General features: G+C 61.2%; 14 protein-coding genes. 7 read left to right on the forward strand and 7 right to left on the reverse strand.

Translation table 11 applies throughout. From position 1 onward, the window contains the following. The first annotated feature begins 95 nt into the window (after nucleotides 1–95). Nucleotides 96–1,163 (forward strand): YeeE/YedE family protein, encoded by a 1,068-nt coding sequence (locus VDQ28_RS15550; RefSeq protein ID WP_323036794.1) that lies wholly within the window; start codon nucleotides 96–98, stop codon nucleotides 1,161–1,163. Nucleotides 1,164–1,206: 43 nt separating this feature from the next. Here the strand turns inward: VDQ28_RS15550 and VDQ28_RS15555 are convergent, their stop codons facing one another. Together VDQ28_RS15555 and VDQ28_RS15560 are read right to left on the reverse strand one after the other, a co-directional pair. After that, complete coding sequence (locus VDQ28_RS15555) at nucleotides 1,207–1,344, reverse strand: hypothetical protein (RefSeq protein ID WP_323036795.1); 138 nt, start codon at nucleotides 1,342–1,344, stop codon at nucleotides 1,207–1,209. Further along, on the reverse strand, nucleotides 1,313–2,119 hold the full coding sequence (locus VDQ28_RS15560) for an MBL fold metallo-hydrolase (protein ID WP_323036796.1): 807 nt from the start codon (nucleotides 2,117–2,119) through the stop codon (nucleotides 1,313–1,315). The genes VDQ28_RS15555 and VDQ28_RS15560 overlap by 32 nt, the downstream gene beginning before the upstream one ends. Nucleotides 2,120–2,360: 241 nt before the next feature. Between VDQ28_RS15560 and VDQ28_RS15565 the strand changes: the two genes are divergently transcribed. After that, nucleotides 2,361–3,407 carry a YeeE/YedE family protein gene (locus VDQ28_RS15565; protein ID WP_323036797.1) on the forward strand — a complete coding sequence of 349 codons (1,047 nt, stop codon included), beginning with the start codon at nucleotides 2,361–2,363 and terminating at the stop codon, nucleotides 3,405–3,407. A gap of 56 nt (nucleotides 3,408–3,463) precedes the next feature. On the opposite strand, the gene VDQ28_RS15570 is transcribed toward VDQ28_RS15565, so the two are convergent. Beyond that, nucleotides 3,464–4,030 (reverse strand): YSC84-related protein, encoded by a 567-nt coding sequence (locus VDQ28_RS15570; RefSeq protein WP_323036798.1) that lies wholly within the window; start codon nucleotides 4,028–4,030, stop codon nucleotides 3,464–3,466. Nucleotides 4,031–4,153: 123 nt separating this feature from the next. Then, nucleotides 4,154–5,158 carry a porphobilinogen synthase gene (gene hemB, locus VDQ28_RS15575; RefSeq protein WP_416349395.1) on the reverse strand — a complete coding sequence of 335 codons (1,005 nt, stop codon included), beginning with the start codon at nucleotides 5,156–5,158 and terminating at the stop codon, nucleotides 4,154–4,156. A 145-nt stretch (nucleotides 5,159–5,303) separates the two neighbouring features. Here hemB and VDQ28_RS15580 point away from each other — a divergent pair, with 145 nt between their 5' ends. The 3 genes from VDQ28_RS15580 to VDQ28_RS15590 all read left to right on the forward strand — a co-directional run bounded on the left by VDQ28_RS15580 (nucleotide 5,304) and on the right by VDQ28_RS15590 (nucleotide 10,062). Further along, nucleotides 5,304–5,831 carry a component of SufBCD complex gene (locus VDQ28_RS15580; protein WP_323036800.1) on the forward strand — a complete coding sequence of 176 codons (528 nt, stop codon included), beginning with the start codon at nucleotides 5,304–5,306 and terminating at the stop codon, nucleotides 5,829–5,831. Between the two features lie 22 nt (nucleotides 5,832–5,853). Further along, on the forward strand, nucleotides 5,854–9,279 hold the full coding sequence (gene mfd / locus VDQ28_RS15585) for a transcription-repair coupling factor (protein WP_323036801.1): 3,426 nt from the start codon (nucleotides 5,854–5,856) through the stop codon (nucleotides 9,277–9,279). An 84-nt stretch (nucleotides 9,280–9,363) separates the two neighbouring features. Continuing rightward, on the forward strand, nucleotides 9,364–10,062 hold the full coding sequence (locus tag VDQ28_RS15590; protein ID WP_323036802.1) for an NYN domain-containing protein: 699 nt from the start codon (nucleotides 9,364–9,366) through the stop codon (nucleotides 10,060–10,062). Nucleotides 10,063–10,064: 2 nt separating this feature from the next. Here the strand turns inward: VDQ28_RS15590 and VDQ28_RS15595 are convergent, their stop codons facing one another. Next, on the reverse strand, nucleotides 10,065–10,487 hold the full coding sequence (locus VDQ28_RS15595) for a PaaI family thioesterase (protein ID WP_323036803.1): 423 nt from the start codon (nucleotides 10,485–10,487) through the stop codon (nucleotides 10,065–10,067). Between the two features lie 57 nt (nucleotides 10,488–10,544). Between VDQ28_RS15595 and VDQ28_RS15600 the strand changes: the two genes are divergently transcribed. Then, nucleotides 10,545–11,333 carry an enoyl-CoA hydratase gene (locus VDQ28_RS15600; RefSeq protein ID WP_323036804.1) on the forward strand — a complete coding sequence of 263 codons (789 nt, stop codon included), beginning with the start codon at nucleotides 10,545–10,547 and terminating at the stop codon, nucleotides 11,331–11,333. A 39-nt stretch (nucleotides 11,334–11,372) separates the two neighbouring features. Here the strand turns inward: VDQ28_RS15600 and purB are convergent, their stop codons facing one another. Together purB and VDQ28_RS15610 are read right to left on the reverse strand one after the other, a co-directional pair. After that, nucleotides 11,373–12,677 carry an adenylosuccinate lyase gene (purB, locus tag VDQ28_RS15605; protein WP_323036805.1) on the reverse strand — a complete coding sequence of 435 codons (1,305 nt, stop codon included), beginning with the start codon at nucleotides 12,675–12,677 and terminating at the stop codon, nucleotides 11,373–11,375. Between the two features lie 208 nt (nucleotides 12,678–12,885). Next, complete coding sequence (locus tag VDQ28_RS15610) at nucleotides 12,886–13,326, reverse strand: hypothetical protein (protein ID WP_323036806.1); 441 nt, start codon at nucleotides 13,324–13,326, stop codon at nucleotides 12,886–12,888. Between the two features lie 119 nt (nucleotides 13,327–13,445). On the opposite strand from VDQ28_RS15610, the gene moaA reads away from it, so the two are divergent. Then, a complete protein-coding gene (gene moaA / locus VDQ28_RS15615) occupies nucleotides 13,446–14,456 on the forward strand; it encodes a GTP 3',8-cyclase MoaA (RefSeq protein ID WP_323036807.1) in 1,011 nt (336 codons plus the stop codon). Nucleotides 14,457–14,466 lie beyond the last annotated feature (10 nt).

A 14,466-nucleotide genomic window follows, 5' to 3' on the forward strand; every position in this document is an offset into this window, starting at 1 on the left:
CGCATGACGCCTCGATCTGCCTGATCCAGATCAAGGCGCATTCATGCAGATAACGGCATATCGGGGCGCAGGAATCTTGAGCCGGGGATACATCTATGGACAGTTTCATCGCGTTCATCGAATGGATCGGCGAGGCCAACGCGGGTGCTTTGTTCGGCCTGTTGACCGGCGCATTGTTTGGCGTGGCCGCGCAACGATCCTCGTTTTGCCTGCGCGCCGCGACCGTGGAATTCGCGCGCGGCATCATTGGTGGGCGCGTGGCGGTCTGGTTGCTGACCTTTTCGACGGCGGTGGTCTGGATACAAGCGGCTCAATGGTTGGGACTGTTCCGATCAAGTGACGCGCGCATGATGGCGGTCGCGGGCTCTTGGTCCGGCGCGATCATGGGTGGGTTGATCTTTGGCGTCGGCATGGTGCTGGCGCGCGGCTGTTCTGGCCGGCTGCTGGTTCTGGCGGCGACAGGCAACCTGCGCTCGGTGGTCTCGGGGTTGATCTTCGCGGTCGTGGCGCAAATGAGCCTCGACGGCTGGCTGGCTCCGATTCGCAACTGGTTGGCGGCGCTATGGGTGACGCCGAACGGCCAGAACCTGAACCTGCTGACGCTGATCGGGCTGCCTGATATCGCGGGGCTTGCGATGGGGTTGGCCTTGGCCATCGTGGCGATTGTGGTTGCCATGCGCGCGCAAATCGGCGTGCGGGTGCTGGTGTTTGCCTCGGGCGTCGGCTTTGCGGTTGCGGCGGGCTGGGTGCTGACCTGGAATCTGGCCGAATTTGCGTGGGAGCCCGTCAACGTGACCTCGGCGACCTTCACCGGACCCTCGGCCAACACCTTGATGTTCTTTTTGTCGAATACCGAGACGTTGCGCTATGATATCGGCCTCGTGCCGGGGGTTTTCCTGGGAGCGTTCCTGGCCGCAGCGTTTTCGGGCGAGTTCAAGTTTCAGGGGTTCACCGACGAGTCCAACATGCGCCGCTCGATGACGGGCGCGGTGCTGATGGGCTTTGGCGGGATGTTGGCGGGGGGCTGCGCGATCGGTGCGGGTGTCACCGGCGGCTCGATCTTTGTCGCCACGGCCTGGCTGGCGCTGTTCTTCATGTGGGTCGGGGCGATGGCGACGGACCTGTTGATCGACCAGCGCGGGCTTGGCGCGCAAACGGCCTAAGCCGCCCCGAAGAGCCGTGGCCCTCCGGGGTCGTCAGCGTTTCTCAGCTTTCCGTCACGAACCGATAGCCACTGCCGTCGCGTTCCACCCGGCCCAATCCGCCGGGCAGATGGAAACCCGCAATGCGCATCTGTTCGCTCGCCAGTTGATCAATCAGCGACACCCGCGTTTGCGCCGCCATTTGCGGATCCTGATCCGAACCCGAGTGCCAATCCGGCCAGGGCAAAGGCGACATGGTGGTTGCCGATGGCATCGCCGATCACCATCAGGCTTTCGGACCCGTCGCGCAGCTCGAACGCCATGTGACCGGGCGTATGACCAAAGCTGGCGCGTGCCGCGACGCCGGGCAGGATTTCCTCGCCGTCCTCGAAAAACGTGACCAGATCGGCCACCGCCGCGAGCCTGCGTTGCGCGCCAACGGCAAAGGATTGGCGTGCCGCGTCAATGGTATCGACGGTGTTGGCGTTGGTCCAATAGTCGAAATCGACCCGCCCCATGAGGATCTGCGCCGCGGGCAGATAGGGCTCGTCGAAGTCATCCAGCAGGCCCCAGATATGATCCGGGTGACCATGGGTAATGACCAGATGGGTGATATCCTCTGGGTAGAGGCCCATTGCATCCAGTGTTTCGGGCAGCAATCCAGCGGTCGGTTGAAAATCCGGGCCAGACCCCACGTCGAACAGGATCACCCGGTCCTCGTGGCGCAGCAAGGTCAGGTTGCAGGGTGGGGTCAGCGCACCCTCGGGCACATTGTATTGTGTCAGGATCGCCTCGACGCCCTCATCGGGCATCGGCCCCAGTATGAAATCGCGTGGCAACACCAGATTGCCATCAGTGACCATGTCGATCTGCATACCGCCCAACCGTGCCGTGGTCTGGGCGCGGGCTGGGCGCAGCCCTGATACGGCAAAGGCGGCGGTGCCCCCCAAAGCGAAAGCACGGCGCGTAATAGGCATAAGGTCCCCATTCAGTTTGGCCCCGAACCGGAGCGGCAGGTGTGTGATGTCGGCTCGGGTGGGAGAACCCCAAGGACGTGCGTGCAACGATACGTTGCTCGCCTCAGAAATCAAGGTCTATTCATGAATATGCATGTTGCGTTTGAGTGCCGGAGCCTGGGGAAAACCTTCATTCCGGGCTTGCATTCTCTTGCCTGAACCCAGACCCTGCGGCGTCGAAATTTGCAAACTGGAGGCGCAGATGGACAGCATTCCCTATGGCATATGGGCGGCGCTGGCCGGGTTGATCGGTGGATTGGTTCTGGGCCTGTCCGCGCGGCTGGGTGATTTTTGCACGCTGGGCGCGTTGGAATCGGCGGTCTATGGCGGTGATCAGCGCCGCTTGCGGATGTGGGGCATCGTGCTGGCCGTGGCGATCGTCGGGACATTCATGGGTGTGCAGAGCGGCCATATCAACCTCATGGAAACCTTTTATCACCAGTTTGTCTGGAACCCTTGGGCGTCGGTCATGGGCGGATTGATCTTTGGCTATGGCATGGCGCTGGCCGGCAATTGCGGGTTCGGGGCGCTGGTGCGGTTCGGTGGCGGCGATTTGCGCTCATTGGTGGTGGTCGTGGTGATGGGGCTGTTCAGCTTCATCACGCTGTCGGGCCCGTTGGCGCGGCTTCGGGTGGCCCTGTTCGATCAGACCCTGTCGACGGAACCGCAAGGCCTGGCGTATGCGGTCGAAGAAGCCGTCGGTCTCTCGCCGATGATAACCGCAGTGATCGTGGCGACGGGGTTTGCCGCCTGGGCGCTGGCCTATGCGCCGCTGCGGCGCGCGCCGGTGAAAATCATCTGGGGCGTGGTTGCCGGGTTGGCCATAGTCTGGAGCTTTTGGGCGACCAATTGGCTGAACACCGAAAGCTTGGGCGAGGTTCAAGTCGAGGGGTTGTCCTTCACCGCGCCTGTCGGGCGCAGCCTGCTGTATCTGATGACCTCGACCGCGGGCGGCTTGAATTTCTCGGTCGGCGCGGTGGGTGGCGTCATGGCGGGGGCCTTGGCCGGGTCGCTCTGGCGGGGCATGTTCCGTTGGGAGGCGTGCGAAGACCCACGCGAGTTGGGCCGTCAGGTGGGCGGCGCGGCGCTGATGGGCATTGGCGGCGTGATCGCGCTGGGATGCTCGGTCGGGCAGGGCGTATCGGCCTTTGCGACGCTGGCCTGGTCGGCACCGGTGACGCTGGCGGCGATTGCGGCCGGGGCGTTATATGGGTTGCGCGGCTTGATTGGCATGGCGCAACCAGATTGAGCGGCGCCAAAGGGCACTTGAAGCGCCCTTTCACATCTGCACCGGAAACTTTGCGTTTACGGAATGATGCGTTGATAGCGCACGCCGGCCAAGGACGCGCCAGCGATCAGACCCGCCTGACCAAAAACCACCGCAATCACGGGTGAGAACATGGTGGTGGTCTGAATGCCTGCCGCGCCGCCTTCACTTGGCGTTGCATAGCGCAGATCGGCGCTGGCCGCCCAGCCTTCGCCCGCGCGGAAATCAGCCAAGGCCTGCGGTGTCATGAAGAACAGCACATGCGCGTATTGCTGGGCGCCAATCTGCAAGCCAACGCTGGCGCGCGTCGCAGAATAATAATCGACGGTTGCGTCATTGATGCGCAGCGCGCCTTGCCCATAAGCGCCGCCGACAAAGAACCCGGCCTCGGACACCAGCGGCATATACAGAATGCCCTGCGAGTTTTCGAACAGGTTGTCGAGTTCACGATGGTTTTGCCGCAGGAAATCGCGGGTGGCATCGACACGCCCGTCAAGACGCTCGCCGTTGAAATTGCCCACCGGATTGCCACAGCCCGCCAAAAGAGCCGCTGCACCGCCGCCGACCAGAAGGCCACGGCGCGAAAGTCGCGTGTGTTGGATCATGCTCTGCCTCGTTGTTGCGGCCGAAGTCTTGTGCCCCATAGCCGGAATGCCTCGTATGTCATACCTATACGAGACCCGCTGCGCTTTGTCACGCGGAACGCAAAACCTAAGGCAAATCGCCGCCTAGTCGCGCAGTGCCGCCGCTGCCGCCGGGGCGAAATAGGTCAGAACCCCGTCGCAGCCCGCGCGTTTGAACGACAACAGGCTTTCCAGGATCACGGAGTCGCCCAGCCAGCCGTTGGCAATCGCCCCGGCCAGCATCGCGTATTCTCCGCTGACCTGATAGGCAAAGGTCGGCACGCCAAACTCGTCTTTGACCGCGCGGCAGACATCCAGATAGGGCAGGCCGGGCTTCACCATGACCATATCGGCCCCTTCATCGAGATCGCGCGCCACGCAGCGCAACGCCTCGAGCCGGTTGGCCGGGTTGACCTGATAGGTTTTCTTGTCGCCCACCAGCCGCCCCGAAGCACCGACCGCATCGCGGAACGGGCCATAGAAACCGCTGGCGAATTTCGCGGCATAAGACAGGATCGCGACGTTCTGGTAGCCCGCACCCTCGATCGCCTGACGCATCGCGCCGATCCGGCCATCCATCATGTCGGACGGCCCCAGAATATCCGCCCCGGCCTCGCATTGCGCCAGGGCCATCTTGACCAGCGCCTCGACGGTTTCATCGTTGAGGATCTGGTCACCGACCACCAACCCGTCGTGGCCGTTGATGTTATAGGGATCCAGCGCGATATCGGTCATCACCGCCATATCGGGCAGCTCGGCCTTGAGCATCCGGATCGCGCGGTTGGTCAGGTTTTCAGGGTTCCAGGCCTCGGCGCATTCCTCGGTGCGCAGGTCTGGTTCGGTATAGGGGAACAGACAAATCGCGCCGACACCCAGGGCATGGGCCTCGGCGGCCTTGCGCAACATCACATCCAGTGACAGGCGCGCGACGCCCGGCATCGAGGGAATCGGCTCTTCGATGTTGTGGCCTTCGCGGATGAACACCGGCCAGATCAGATCGGCCGCCGTGACGCGGTTTTCGGCCACCAGATCGCGCAACGCATGGGTGCGGCGCATCCGGCGCAGGCGGGCAATCGGGAACGGCGCGGGGGTGTGGACGGGCATCGGCATCCTCCTGTAATTCTGGGTGCCTAGGTGCCATGACACCGCGCTGACCTCAAGCCCTGCACACACAACCGGCGCGCCACGTTGGATCGGTGCTTGGCCCCGTCACCTATCGGCGTTAATCAGAGGAACAACTGGCAGGGGTTTCGGTGTGGATTTCTACTCTACGGTTTTTTCGACAATCGACCTGCGGTCGTTTTCGAACATCTGGTTCTGGATCGCGATCGCAATCGGCTGGTCCAACATGACGCATTTCATCATCGGCGTGCCCTTTGACATGGTCCAGCGCGCGCGCCGACGCGGTGGACAGGCGATGGCCGATCTGGAGCTCATGGCGCATTTGCAGGCCCGCCGACGGATGCAAATCATGTCCAGCGCGGGCGTTTGGCTGGTCGGGTTCTGGGCGGCTGTGTTGACCGGGCTCGGAGTGCTGGGTTTCGGTTATGGCGCGGAATTGGCGCAGGCCGTGACCATGCTGATGGTCCCGATGACCATCGCGGCCCTCCTTGGCATGGGACTTGCGGCGAAACTGGCGCGCAACCCCTTGACCGGCAAAGCCTTGACCCGCAAGCTTGTCCTGCATCGCGTGTTGATTCAAGCCATTGGTTTGTTGGCCATTTTGATCACGACCATGTATGGCACCGTGTACAATCTTTCGATCCCGCTGATGGATCGCTAAGACAGAATTTCGAGGACTGGTGATGGCAATCGAACGCCTGCTCATGGGGGGCGCGCCCGAAGGGTTTGACGCCGAGTTGATCCGCCGCGAGGTCGCCAAACGGGGTGGCCCGGTGATCCATGTCGCGCGCGATGACAAGCGCCGCGAGGCGATGCGTCATGCCTTGGCATTCTTTGCGCCCGAACTGGTGACCATCACATTGCCGGCTTGGGATTGCCTGCCGTATGACCGGGTGTCACCCAATCCTGAAATCGTCGCCCGTCGCATGGCGACGCTGGCCGGGCTTGCACAAGGGGTGCCGGGTCCGTTCGTGTTGCTGACGACACTGAGCGCCGCGACTCAACGTATGCCGTCGCGGGAAACGGTGGGGGCGTCGTCCTTTGTTGCCGAGGTCGGGCGACGTCTCAACGAGCAAGGTTTGCGCAACTATCTGGCGCGCATGGGCTATTCGCCCAGCCCCACGGTGACGGAACCGGGCGAATTTGCCGTGCGCGGCGGAATCATCGACATTTTCCCGCCCGGCGACACGGACCCCGTGCGGCTGGATCTGTTCGGCGATGTCCTGGACGGGTTGCGTCAATTCGACCCCGCAACCCAGCGCACCATCGGCAAACTGGATCGTCTGGAACTGGCGCCAGCCTCCGAGGTGATCCTTGACGAGGCGGCGATCACCCGGTTCCGGCAAGCCTATCGCATGGAATTTGGCGCGGCGGGAACCGACGACCCGCTCTACGAGGCGATCAGCGCCGGACGCAAGCAACAGGGCATGGAGCATTGGTTGGGGTTCTTCCACGACCGGCTCGAGACGGTCTTTGACTATTTGCCAGACGCCAGTGTCGTTCTGGACGACCAAACCGACGCCGCCCGCACTGCGCGTTGGGAAACCATTGCCGATCAATATGATAACCGGCGCGAAGCGATGAATACCAAGGGCCGCGTGGATACGGTTTACAAACCGGCACCGCCAGATCTGTTGTATCTGGACGATACGTGTTGGCTCACCGCCCTGGATGCCAAGCGGGTCATCCAACTGTCGCCGCTGCGCCAACCACCCGGACCCGGTGTCCTGGATTCCCAAGGGCGCGCGGGGCGCAGTTTCTCTTTGGAGCGTCAACAGGAAAACATCAACATTTTCCAAGTGTTGAAAGACCATATTCAAGCAGAGCGCAAAGCCCGGTCCGTGGTGGTCGCCTCATGGACCGAGGGTGCTCTTGAACGGCTCTCGGGGTTGTTGGCGGAACATGGGCTGTCAGACGCCAAACAGATCGGGGACGCACGCGAGCTCAAGGGCAAGAACGCGGTGCAACTTGTTGTTTGGCCACTGGAAAGCGGGTTTGTAACCCCGGATCTGGTGGTGATTTCCGAACAGGACGTGCTGGGGGAACGCCTGATGCGCACCCAGCGCAAGAAACGCGCCGAGAATTTTCTGACCGAGGCGCAGGGCCTCACGCCGGGCGATCTGGTGGTGCATGTCGATCACGGCGTCGGGCGCTATACCGGGCTGGAGACGATCACCGCGATGGGTGCGCCGCATGAGTGCATCATGCTGGAATATGCCGGCGGTGACCGTCTGTATCTGCCGGTCGAAAACATCGAATTGCTGTCGCGCTACGGACACGAGACCGGCTTGCTCGACAAACTGGGCGGTGGCGCGTGGCAAGCCAAGAAGGCCAAACTCAAGCAGCGCATTCGCGAGATGGCGGACAAACTGATCCGCATTGCCGCGGAACGCGAATTGCGCAAGGCCCCGGTGCTGAACCCGCCTGAAGGGCTCTGGGAGGCGTTTGCCGCCCGCTTTCCCTATGCTGAGACCGACGATCAGTTGACGGCCATTTCGGACATTATCGACGACTTTGACCGCGGCCGCCCGATGGATCGCCTGATCGTCGGGGACGTCGGCTTCGGCAAAACCGAGGTGGCCATGCGCGCGGCCTTCATTGCGGCCATGTCAGGGCTGCAGGTGGCCATCGTGTGCCCAACGACCCTGCTTGCGCGTCAGCACTTTCACAGCTTTTCCGAACGTTTCCGTGGCTTTCCGCTGATCGTCAGACAATTATCGCGTTTTGTGCCCGCCAAGCAAGCAAGCCTTACACGCGCCGGTCTGACCGATGGCACGGTCGATATTGTCGTTGGCACCCATGCTCTGCTTGCCAAGTCGATCAAGTTTCGCAACCTCGGTTTGATGGTCATCGATGAAGAGCAACATTTCGGAGTCGGGCACAAGGAGCGCCTCAAGGAGTTGCGCTCGGACGTCCATGTGCTCACCCTGACGGCGACGCCGATCCCGCGCACGCTGCAACTGTCCTTGTCCGGCGTGCGCGATCTGTCGTTGATCTCGACGCCGCCCATCGACCGCCTGTCGATTCGCACCTATGTCAGCGAATTCGACAGCGTGACGATCCGCGAAGCGCTGTTGCGCGAACGGTTCCGGGGTGGGCAGTCCTTTTATGTCGTGCCCCGCATCAAGGATCTGCCGGAAATCGAGGAGTTTCTGCGCACTCAGGTGCCCGAAGTCAAGGTTCTGGTGGCGCACGGGCAACTGGCGGCGGGCGAATTGGACGACCGGATGAACGCGTTTTATGATGGCAAATATGATGTGTTGCTGGCCACGACAATTGTGGAATCCGGTTTGGACATCCCACGCGCAAATACGATGATCGTGCACCGTGCTGACATGTTCGGCCTGTCGCAGCTTTATCAAATCCGGGGTCGTGTCGGGCGATCAAAAACCCGCGCTTACTGCTATTTGACCACCAAACCCCGCAAGCCCCTGACGCCGCAAGCCGCCCGTCGCCTCAAGACGCTGGGGTCGATTGACAGCTTGGGTGCCGGGTTCAATATTGCCAGCCAAGACATGGACTTGCGCGGCGCCGGTAATATTCTGGGTGAGGAGCAATCCGGCCATATCAGCGAAGTCGGCTATGAATTGTACCAGCAGATGCTGGAAGAAACGATCACCAGACTGCGCACGGGCGAGTTGACGGATCTGGACGGCGGGCAATGGGCTCCGCAAATCAATCTGGGCGTGCCGGTTCTGATCCCCGAGGCTTATGTCCCTGATCTGGACGTGCGTCTGGGCCTCTATCGCCGTCTGTCGACCCTGGAGAAAAAGGTCGAGTTTGAGGGATTTGCCGCAGAGCTGATTGATCGATTTGGAGAATTGCCAAAAGAAGTCAACACGTTGCTGGTCGTCGTCCAAATCAAGGCGATGTGCAAGAAGGCACAGGTTGCGCGGCTTGACGTTGGTCCGAAAGGGGCAACAATCCAGTTTCATCAGGATAAATTCCCCAATCCCAAGGGGTTGGTCGAGTTTCTTCATGCGCAGGGTAAAGACGCCAGGATCCGTGACAACAAAGTGGTCATCCAACGCGACTGGGCGACGGACAAAGAGAAACTGCGCGGGGCCTTCACGCTTATGCGAGATCTTGCGGAAAAGGCGCAGGCATGATGGTTGTGCTCATGCGTCAGGCGCGTCACAGTTGCGCTAATCGCGTCGCGCCCTTCGTCAGGCTGCCGCGCTGAAAGGAACACCATGCTACCGAAACAATCTCCACTTTTGGCCGTTCTGATAGACGCCGACAACTCCTCACCCCGCTGGGCCGAGGCGATCTTTGATGAGATTGCAAGCTTGGGCGAAGCCTCGGTGCGGCGTATTTATGGCGATTTCTCACGCGGCCAGATGAGTGGATGGAATGAGAGACTGCCTTCCATGGCGCTGGTGCCGCATCACCAACCTGCCAATACCGTCGGCAAGAACTCGTCTGATATCGCCTTGGTGATTGATGCGATGGACCTGCTGCACACCGGGCGCTTTGATGGGTTTGTTCTGGTGTCCTCGGACAGTGACTTTACGCGCCTCGCAAGCCGCATTCGCGAACAGGGCGTGGATGTCTACGGAATTGGCGAGCGCAAGACTCCGGACGCCTTCAAAAAGGCCTGTAAGCGGTTCATTTTTGTGGAAAATCTGATTGGTGCCTCGGAGCCCAAAAGCGCTGACAAGCGGGATTCGCCGGTTGATGCGATTCCCTTTATCAACAGCGCCATGCAAGCCCTTGATCCAGAACAAGAATGGTTCCCTCTGGGGGTGCTGGGGCAGGCGATTCAGGCCAACCATCCAGACTTTGACAGCCGCACCTATGGGTGCGCCAAGCTCAGCGACCTGGTGCAACGCGCGGGGCGCTATGATATCAGACGTAGCCCCAATGTGGTCGAGGTTCGGCGCAAGGATTGACCTCAGCGTTTGGGCGGAATGGCATAGGTCAGGCTGGCGCGGGCAACAATCGCGTCTGAGTCGACCGAGCGAATCAGGACGTCACCCACCGCCAGCGTCTTGCCCAGTTTCAGCAAGCGCGCGGATCCGATCAGGTCGCGGCCTGCCTCGGGTTTGCGCATGAAATCAATCGAGCAATTGGTGGTCACGGCCAGAGCCACCGGCCCGATCATGGCCAAGGTCACGACATACATGGCCAGATCGACCAGCGCGAACATCGAGGGGCCGCTGATGGTTCCGCCGGGGCGCAGATGCTGATCCGTGACCAGAAGACGCACGTCGGCCTCCATTGGCGCGACCCGCTCGACGGAAAACTCGGCGGCAACTTGCGGAAACTCGGCCATCATGAAGGCGTTCAGCGCCGCGGCGTCCATTTTTACGGTCATGCTTTCCCCCAAGACAATCCGGCTCTAGACTGGCCGCAAAACGAAGGGGAGAGCAAGATGAGCGACGATCTGGTGCTATGTGACGTAGCGGAAAACGTGGCGATTGTGACGATAAATCGCCCGAAGGCGCTGAATGCGCTGTCGGATGCGATGCTGGCGGCCATGACCGAAACTCTGACAAAGCTGGCCGGTGATACCCAAGTCAAGGCGGTGATCATTCGGGGGGCGGGCAAGGTGTTCTGCGCGGGCCATGATCTGAAGGAAATGCAGGCCGGGCGCGCGGCTGACGACAAGGGTGCGGGCTATTTCGCCGATCTTTTCGCCCGGTGCGGCACCCTGATGCAACTGATCCCGTCCATGCCGCAGCCGGTGATCGCGCAGGTGCATGGCATCGCCACGGCGGCGGGGTGCCAGTTGGTCGCCAGTTGCGACATGGCGGTCGCGGCCTCGGACGCGCGGTTTGGGGTGAATGGCGTCAATATCGGGTTGTTCTGTTCGACCCCGATGGTCGCGCTGACCCGCAATCTGTCGCGCAAACAGGCGTTCGAGATGCTGACAACCGGCGAGTTTATCGCAGCCGAGCGCGCGCGTGAGGTTGGGTTGATCAACCGGGTAGCGGCACCTGAGGATTTGGACGCCGTTACTCTGGATCTGGCGAAAACCGTCGCCGCAAAACTGGGCGCTGCGGTGCGGATCGGTAAGCGTGCGTTTTATGCGCAATTGGCGCTGCCGCTCGATCAAGCCTATGCCTATACCGGCGCGGTGATGGCGGAAAACATGCTGCTGCGCGATACCGACGAGGGGATTTCGGCGTTTATCGAAAAGCGCAAACCCGACTGGGCATAGAGGGCGCCCCCCAAAAAGGGTGCGCCCGCGGTTTCGCGATCAGGCACCAAACACGCGCTTGAAAATCGTCTCGACGTGTTTGGTGTGATAGCCCAGATCGAATTTCTCGTTGATCTGGTCCTCGGTCAAGGCGGCCAGAACGTCGGCATCGGCCAGCAATTCCTCGCGGAAATCTTTGCCCTGCTCCCAGACCTTCATCGCGTTGCGCTGCACGAGGCGATACGACTCCTCGCGACTGACACCAGCCTGAGTCAGCGCCAAGAGCACGCGCTGCGACATGATGAGGCCCTTGAATTTATTCATGTTATTCAACATGTTCTCAGGGTATATGACCAGCTTTTCAATCACTCCCGCCAAGCGGTGCAAAGCAAAGTCGAGGGTCACAGTCGCGTCCGGGCCAATGGCGCGTTCGACCGAGGAGTGCGAAATATCGCGCTCATGCCACAGCGTGACGTTTTCCATCGCCGGGATCACCGCCATGCGCACCAAGCGCGCAAGGCCGGTCAGGTTCTCGGTCAGAACCGGATTGCGCTTGTGCGGCATGGCCGATGAGCCCTTTTGCCCGGCGCTGAAAAACTCTTCCGCTTCAAGCACTTCCGTGCGTTGCATGTGACGGATTTCGGTGGCGACATTCTCGATGGAGGAGGCGATCACGCCCAGCGTGGCAAAGAACATCGCGTGGCGGTCGCGGGGAATGACCTGCGTGCTGATCGGTTCAGGCTTGAGGCCCATTTGCGCGCAGACATGCTCTTCGACCGCGGGGTCGATATTGGCGAAGGTACCGACTGCGCCCGAAATCGCCCCCGTGGCGATCTCGTCGCGCGCGGCCAGAAGGCGCGCCTTGTTGCGGTCCATTTCGGCATAAAAGCACGCGAAGGTCAGGCCCATCGTCGTGGGTTCGGCATGGATGCCATGCGAGCGACCGATGCGCACCGTATCCTTGTGCTCGTAGGCGCGGGTTTTCAGCGCCGCCAGCACGCGATCCACGCCGCCCACCAGGATGTCGGCGGCGCGCACCAATTGCACGTTGAAGGTGGTGTCGAGCACGTCGGATGAGGTCATGCCCTGATGCACGAACCGCGCGACATCATGGCCGATGATTTCCGCCAAATGGGTCAGGAAAGCGATGACGTCGTGCTTGGTGACGGCTTCGATCTCGTCAATGCGGGCGACGTCGAACTCGACGTCCTTGGCTTTCCAGACGGCCTGCGCGTTTTCCCGTGGGATCACACCCAGCGCGGCTTGCGCGTCGCAGGCATGGGCCTCGATCTCGTACCAAATGCGGAACTTGGTCTGGGGGGACCAGATGGCGACCATTTCGGGGCGGGAATAGCGAGGGATCATGTGCGGTCCTTTGATCTGGCGCGCGCTTTGCACGGATGCGCGCGTGATAAACCGCGTGTTGCAAGGGTGCAAGGCCAACTGGCGTTTCGCATGGGCAATTGGTCTGACATTAAGATGTCAGGTCAATACAACATCTGCTGGGATCGTGACGTGAGTACTGTGACGTGAAGCCTGGCGACACCCGAGGACTGCGTCGGGGATTACCGGGTCAATCCACATAGACGCGCAGCGTCGCGAGCTCGCCAAGGTGGAGGCCCAGAGTCTGCATCGCCATCAAAGACACCTGACTGCCGGCACTGGGGGCAGCACCGGTCGGGCGCAATTCCAATGTCAGACTTCTGCCGGACTCCGTTACAACGCGCCCTTGTTGGACCTGCGCCACAAGGCCGGTCTTGAGCCATAACCCGGTTTCAGCAGGGGCGCCAAGCCCTGCCAGGGTCTCACCCAGATAGCCTGTCGCCGATGGTGTAGGCGGTGGGGGAACCTCGGTCTGGCCGTCGCGCGCCCTTGGGCGCAGAACGTCATCGCCGGGCGATTCCAGTACGGTTATGTCAGGATCAGACGCGTTATTGCGACCACCAAAAGACGCGGGCAGAGAGCACGCCGAAAGCGCTGTGACGGTCAAGATGGGGAATGCGTATCTGAGCATGATGGCAGTGTATCGTCGGCGTCTGGTGCGAGCAATAGGTGCCAAAGCAGAAAAGCCGGGGTTGAGCACCTTGTCACGAGCGCGGACCGGCACTAGTTTCGCTGGATATGGAGGCCTTCATGACCCACGCCGCACCGCTGATCGATCCGTTCGCACGTCCTATCAAATATTTGCGGGTTTCGGTCACCGACCGGTGTGATTTTCGCTGCACCTATTGCATGACAGAGCATATGACGTTCCTGCCGAAAAAGGAGCTGCTGACGCTGGAGGAACTGGACCGCATGTGCACGAGCTTCATCGGCTTGGGCGTTGAAAAGCTTCGCATAACCGGGGGTGAGCCTTTGGTGCGAAAAGGCATCATGACGTTCTTTGAGGGCATGGCGCGGCATCTGCAAACGGGCGCTCTGCGCGAGTTGACCTTGACCACCAATGGCTCGCAACTGGTACGTTTTTCACAGGATCTGGCGGATCTGGGCGTGAAGCGGGTCAATGTGTCACTGGATACGTTGGACGATCAGAAATTCGCCGAGATCACGCGCTGGGGCCGTTTGCCGCAGGTGCGCAAGGGCATCGACGCGGCAAAGGCGGCCGGGCTGCGGGTCAAGATCAATGCCGTGGCGCTCAAGGGGTTCAACGACTCGGAGTTGTTCGACATTGTCGATTGGTGCGCACGCGAAGACCACGACCTGACCTTTATCGAGGTCATGCCGATGGGCGACATGTCCGAGGAGGCGCGTCTGGGCAGCTATTGGCCGTTGGCCGACCTGCGCAAGCAATTGGCGGCACGCTTTACGCTGACGGATCTGCCAGAGAATACCGGCGGCCCCGCGCGCTATGTACGGCTGGAGGAAACCGGGCAGAAGGTCGGGTTCATCACACCTTTGACCCATAATTTCTGCGAAAGCTGCAACCGGGTGCGCCTGACGTGCACGGGTGAGTTGTTCATGTGTCTGGGCCAGGAAGACAACGCCGATCTGCGCGCGCCGCTGCGGGCCAGTCCGGATAACGCGTTGCTGGAGCAAGTGATCCGCGCCGCGATTTCGCGCAAACCCAAGGGCCATGATTTCGATTACTCGCGCCAGAAGGTCGATGGGCAGATGAGCCGACACATGAGTCATACGGGCGGTTGATCGCTGGGGC

This window comes from Pararhodobacter sp. (assembly GCF_034676545.1).
Classification (GTDB): domain Bacteria; phylum Pseudomonadota; class Alphaproteobacteria; order Rhodobacterales; family Rhodobacteraceae; genus Pararhodobacter.

Bases quoted from the DNA above. Each gene is read 5' to 3' on its own strand.
- VDQ28_RS15610 (WP_323036806.1), bottom strand. From the start codon at position 13,326: ATGCTCAGATACGCATTCCCCATCTTGACCGTCACAGCGCTTTCGGCG.
- VDQ28_RS15555 (WP_323036795.1), bottom strand. From the start codon at position 1,344: ATGGCGGCGCAAACGCGGGTGTCGCTGATTGATCAACTGGCGAGCGAA.
- purB (WP_323036805.1), bottom strand. From the start codon at position 12,677: ATGATCCCTCGCTATTCCCGCCCCGAAATGGTCGCCATCTGGTCCCCC.
- hemB (WP_416349395.1), bottom strand. From the start codon at position 5,158: ATGCCGATGCCCGTCCACACCCCCGCGCCGTTCCCGATTGCCCGCCTG.
- VDQ28_RS15565 (WP_323036797.1), top strand. From the start codon at position 2,361: ATGGACAGCATTCCCTATGGCATATGGGCGGCGCTGGCCGGGTTGATC.
- VDQ28_RS15590 (WP_323036802.1), top strand. From the start codon at position 9,364: ATGCTACCGAAACAATCTCCACTTTTGGCCGTTCTGATAGACGCCGAC.
- VDQ28_RS15550 (WP_323036794.1), top strand. From the start codon at position 96: ATGGACAGTTTCATCGCGTTCATCGAATGGATCGGCGAGGCCAACGCG.
- VDQ28_RS15600 (WP_323036804.1), top strand. From the start codon at position 10,545: ATGAGCGACGATCTGGTGCTATGTGACGTAGCGGAAAACGTGGCGATT.
- VDQ28_RS15560 (WP_323036796.1), bottom strand. From the start codon at position 2,119: ATGCCTATTACGCGCCGTGCTTTCGCTTTGGGGGGCACCGCCGCCTTT.
- VDQ28_RS15570 (WP_323036798.1), bottom strand. From the start codon at position 4,030: ATGATCCAACACACGCGACTTTCGCGCCGTGGCCTTCTGGTCGGCGGC.
- VDQ28_RS15595 (WP_323036803.1), bottom strand. From the start codon at position 10,487: ATGACCGTAAAAATGGACGCCGCGGCGCTGAACGCCTTCATGATGGCC.
- moaA (WP_323036807.1), top strand. From the start codon at position 13,446: ATGACCCACGCCGCACCGCTGATCGATCCGTTCGCACGTCCTATCAAA.
- mfd (WP_323036801.1), top strand. From the start codon at position 5,854: ATGGCAATCGAACGCCTGCTCATGGGGGGCGCGCCCGAAGGGTTTGAC.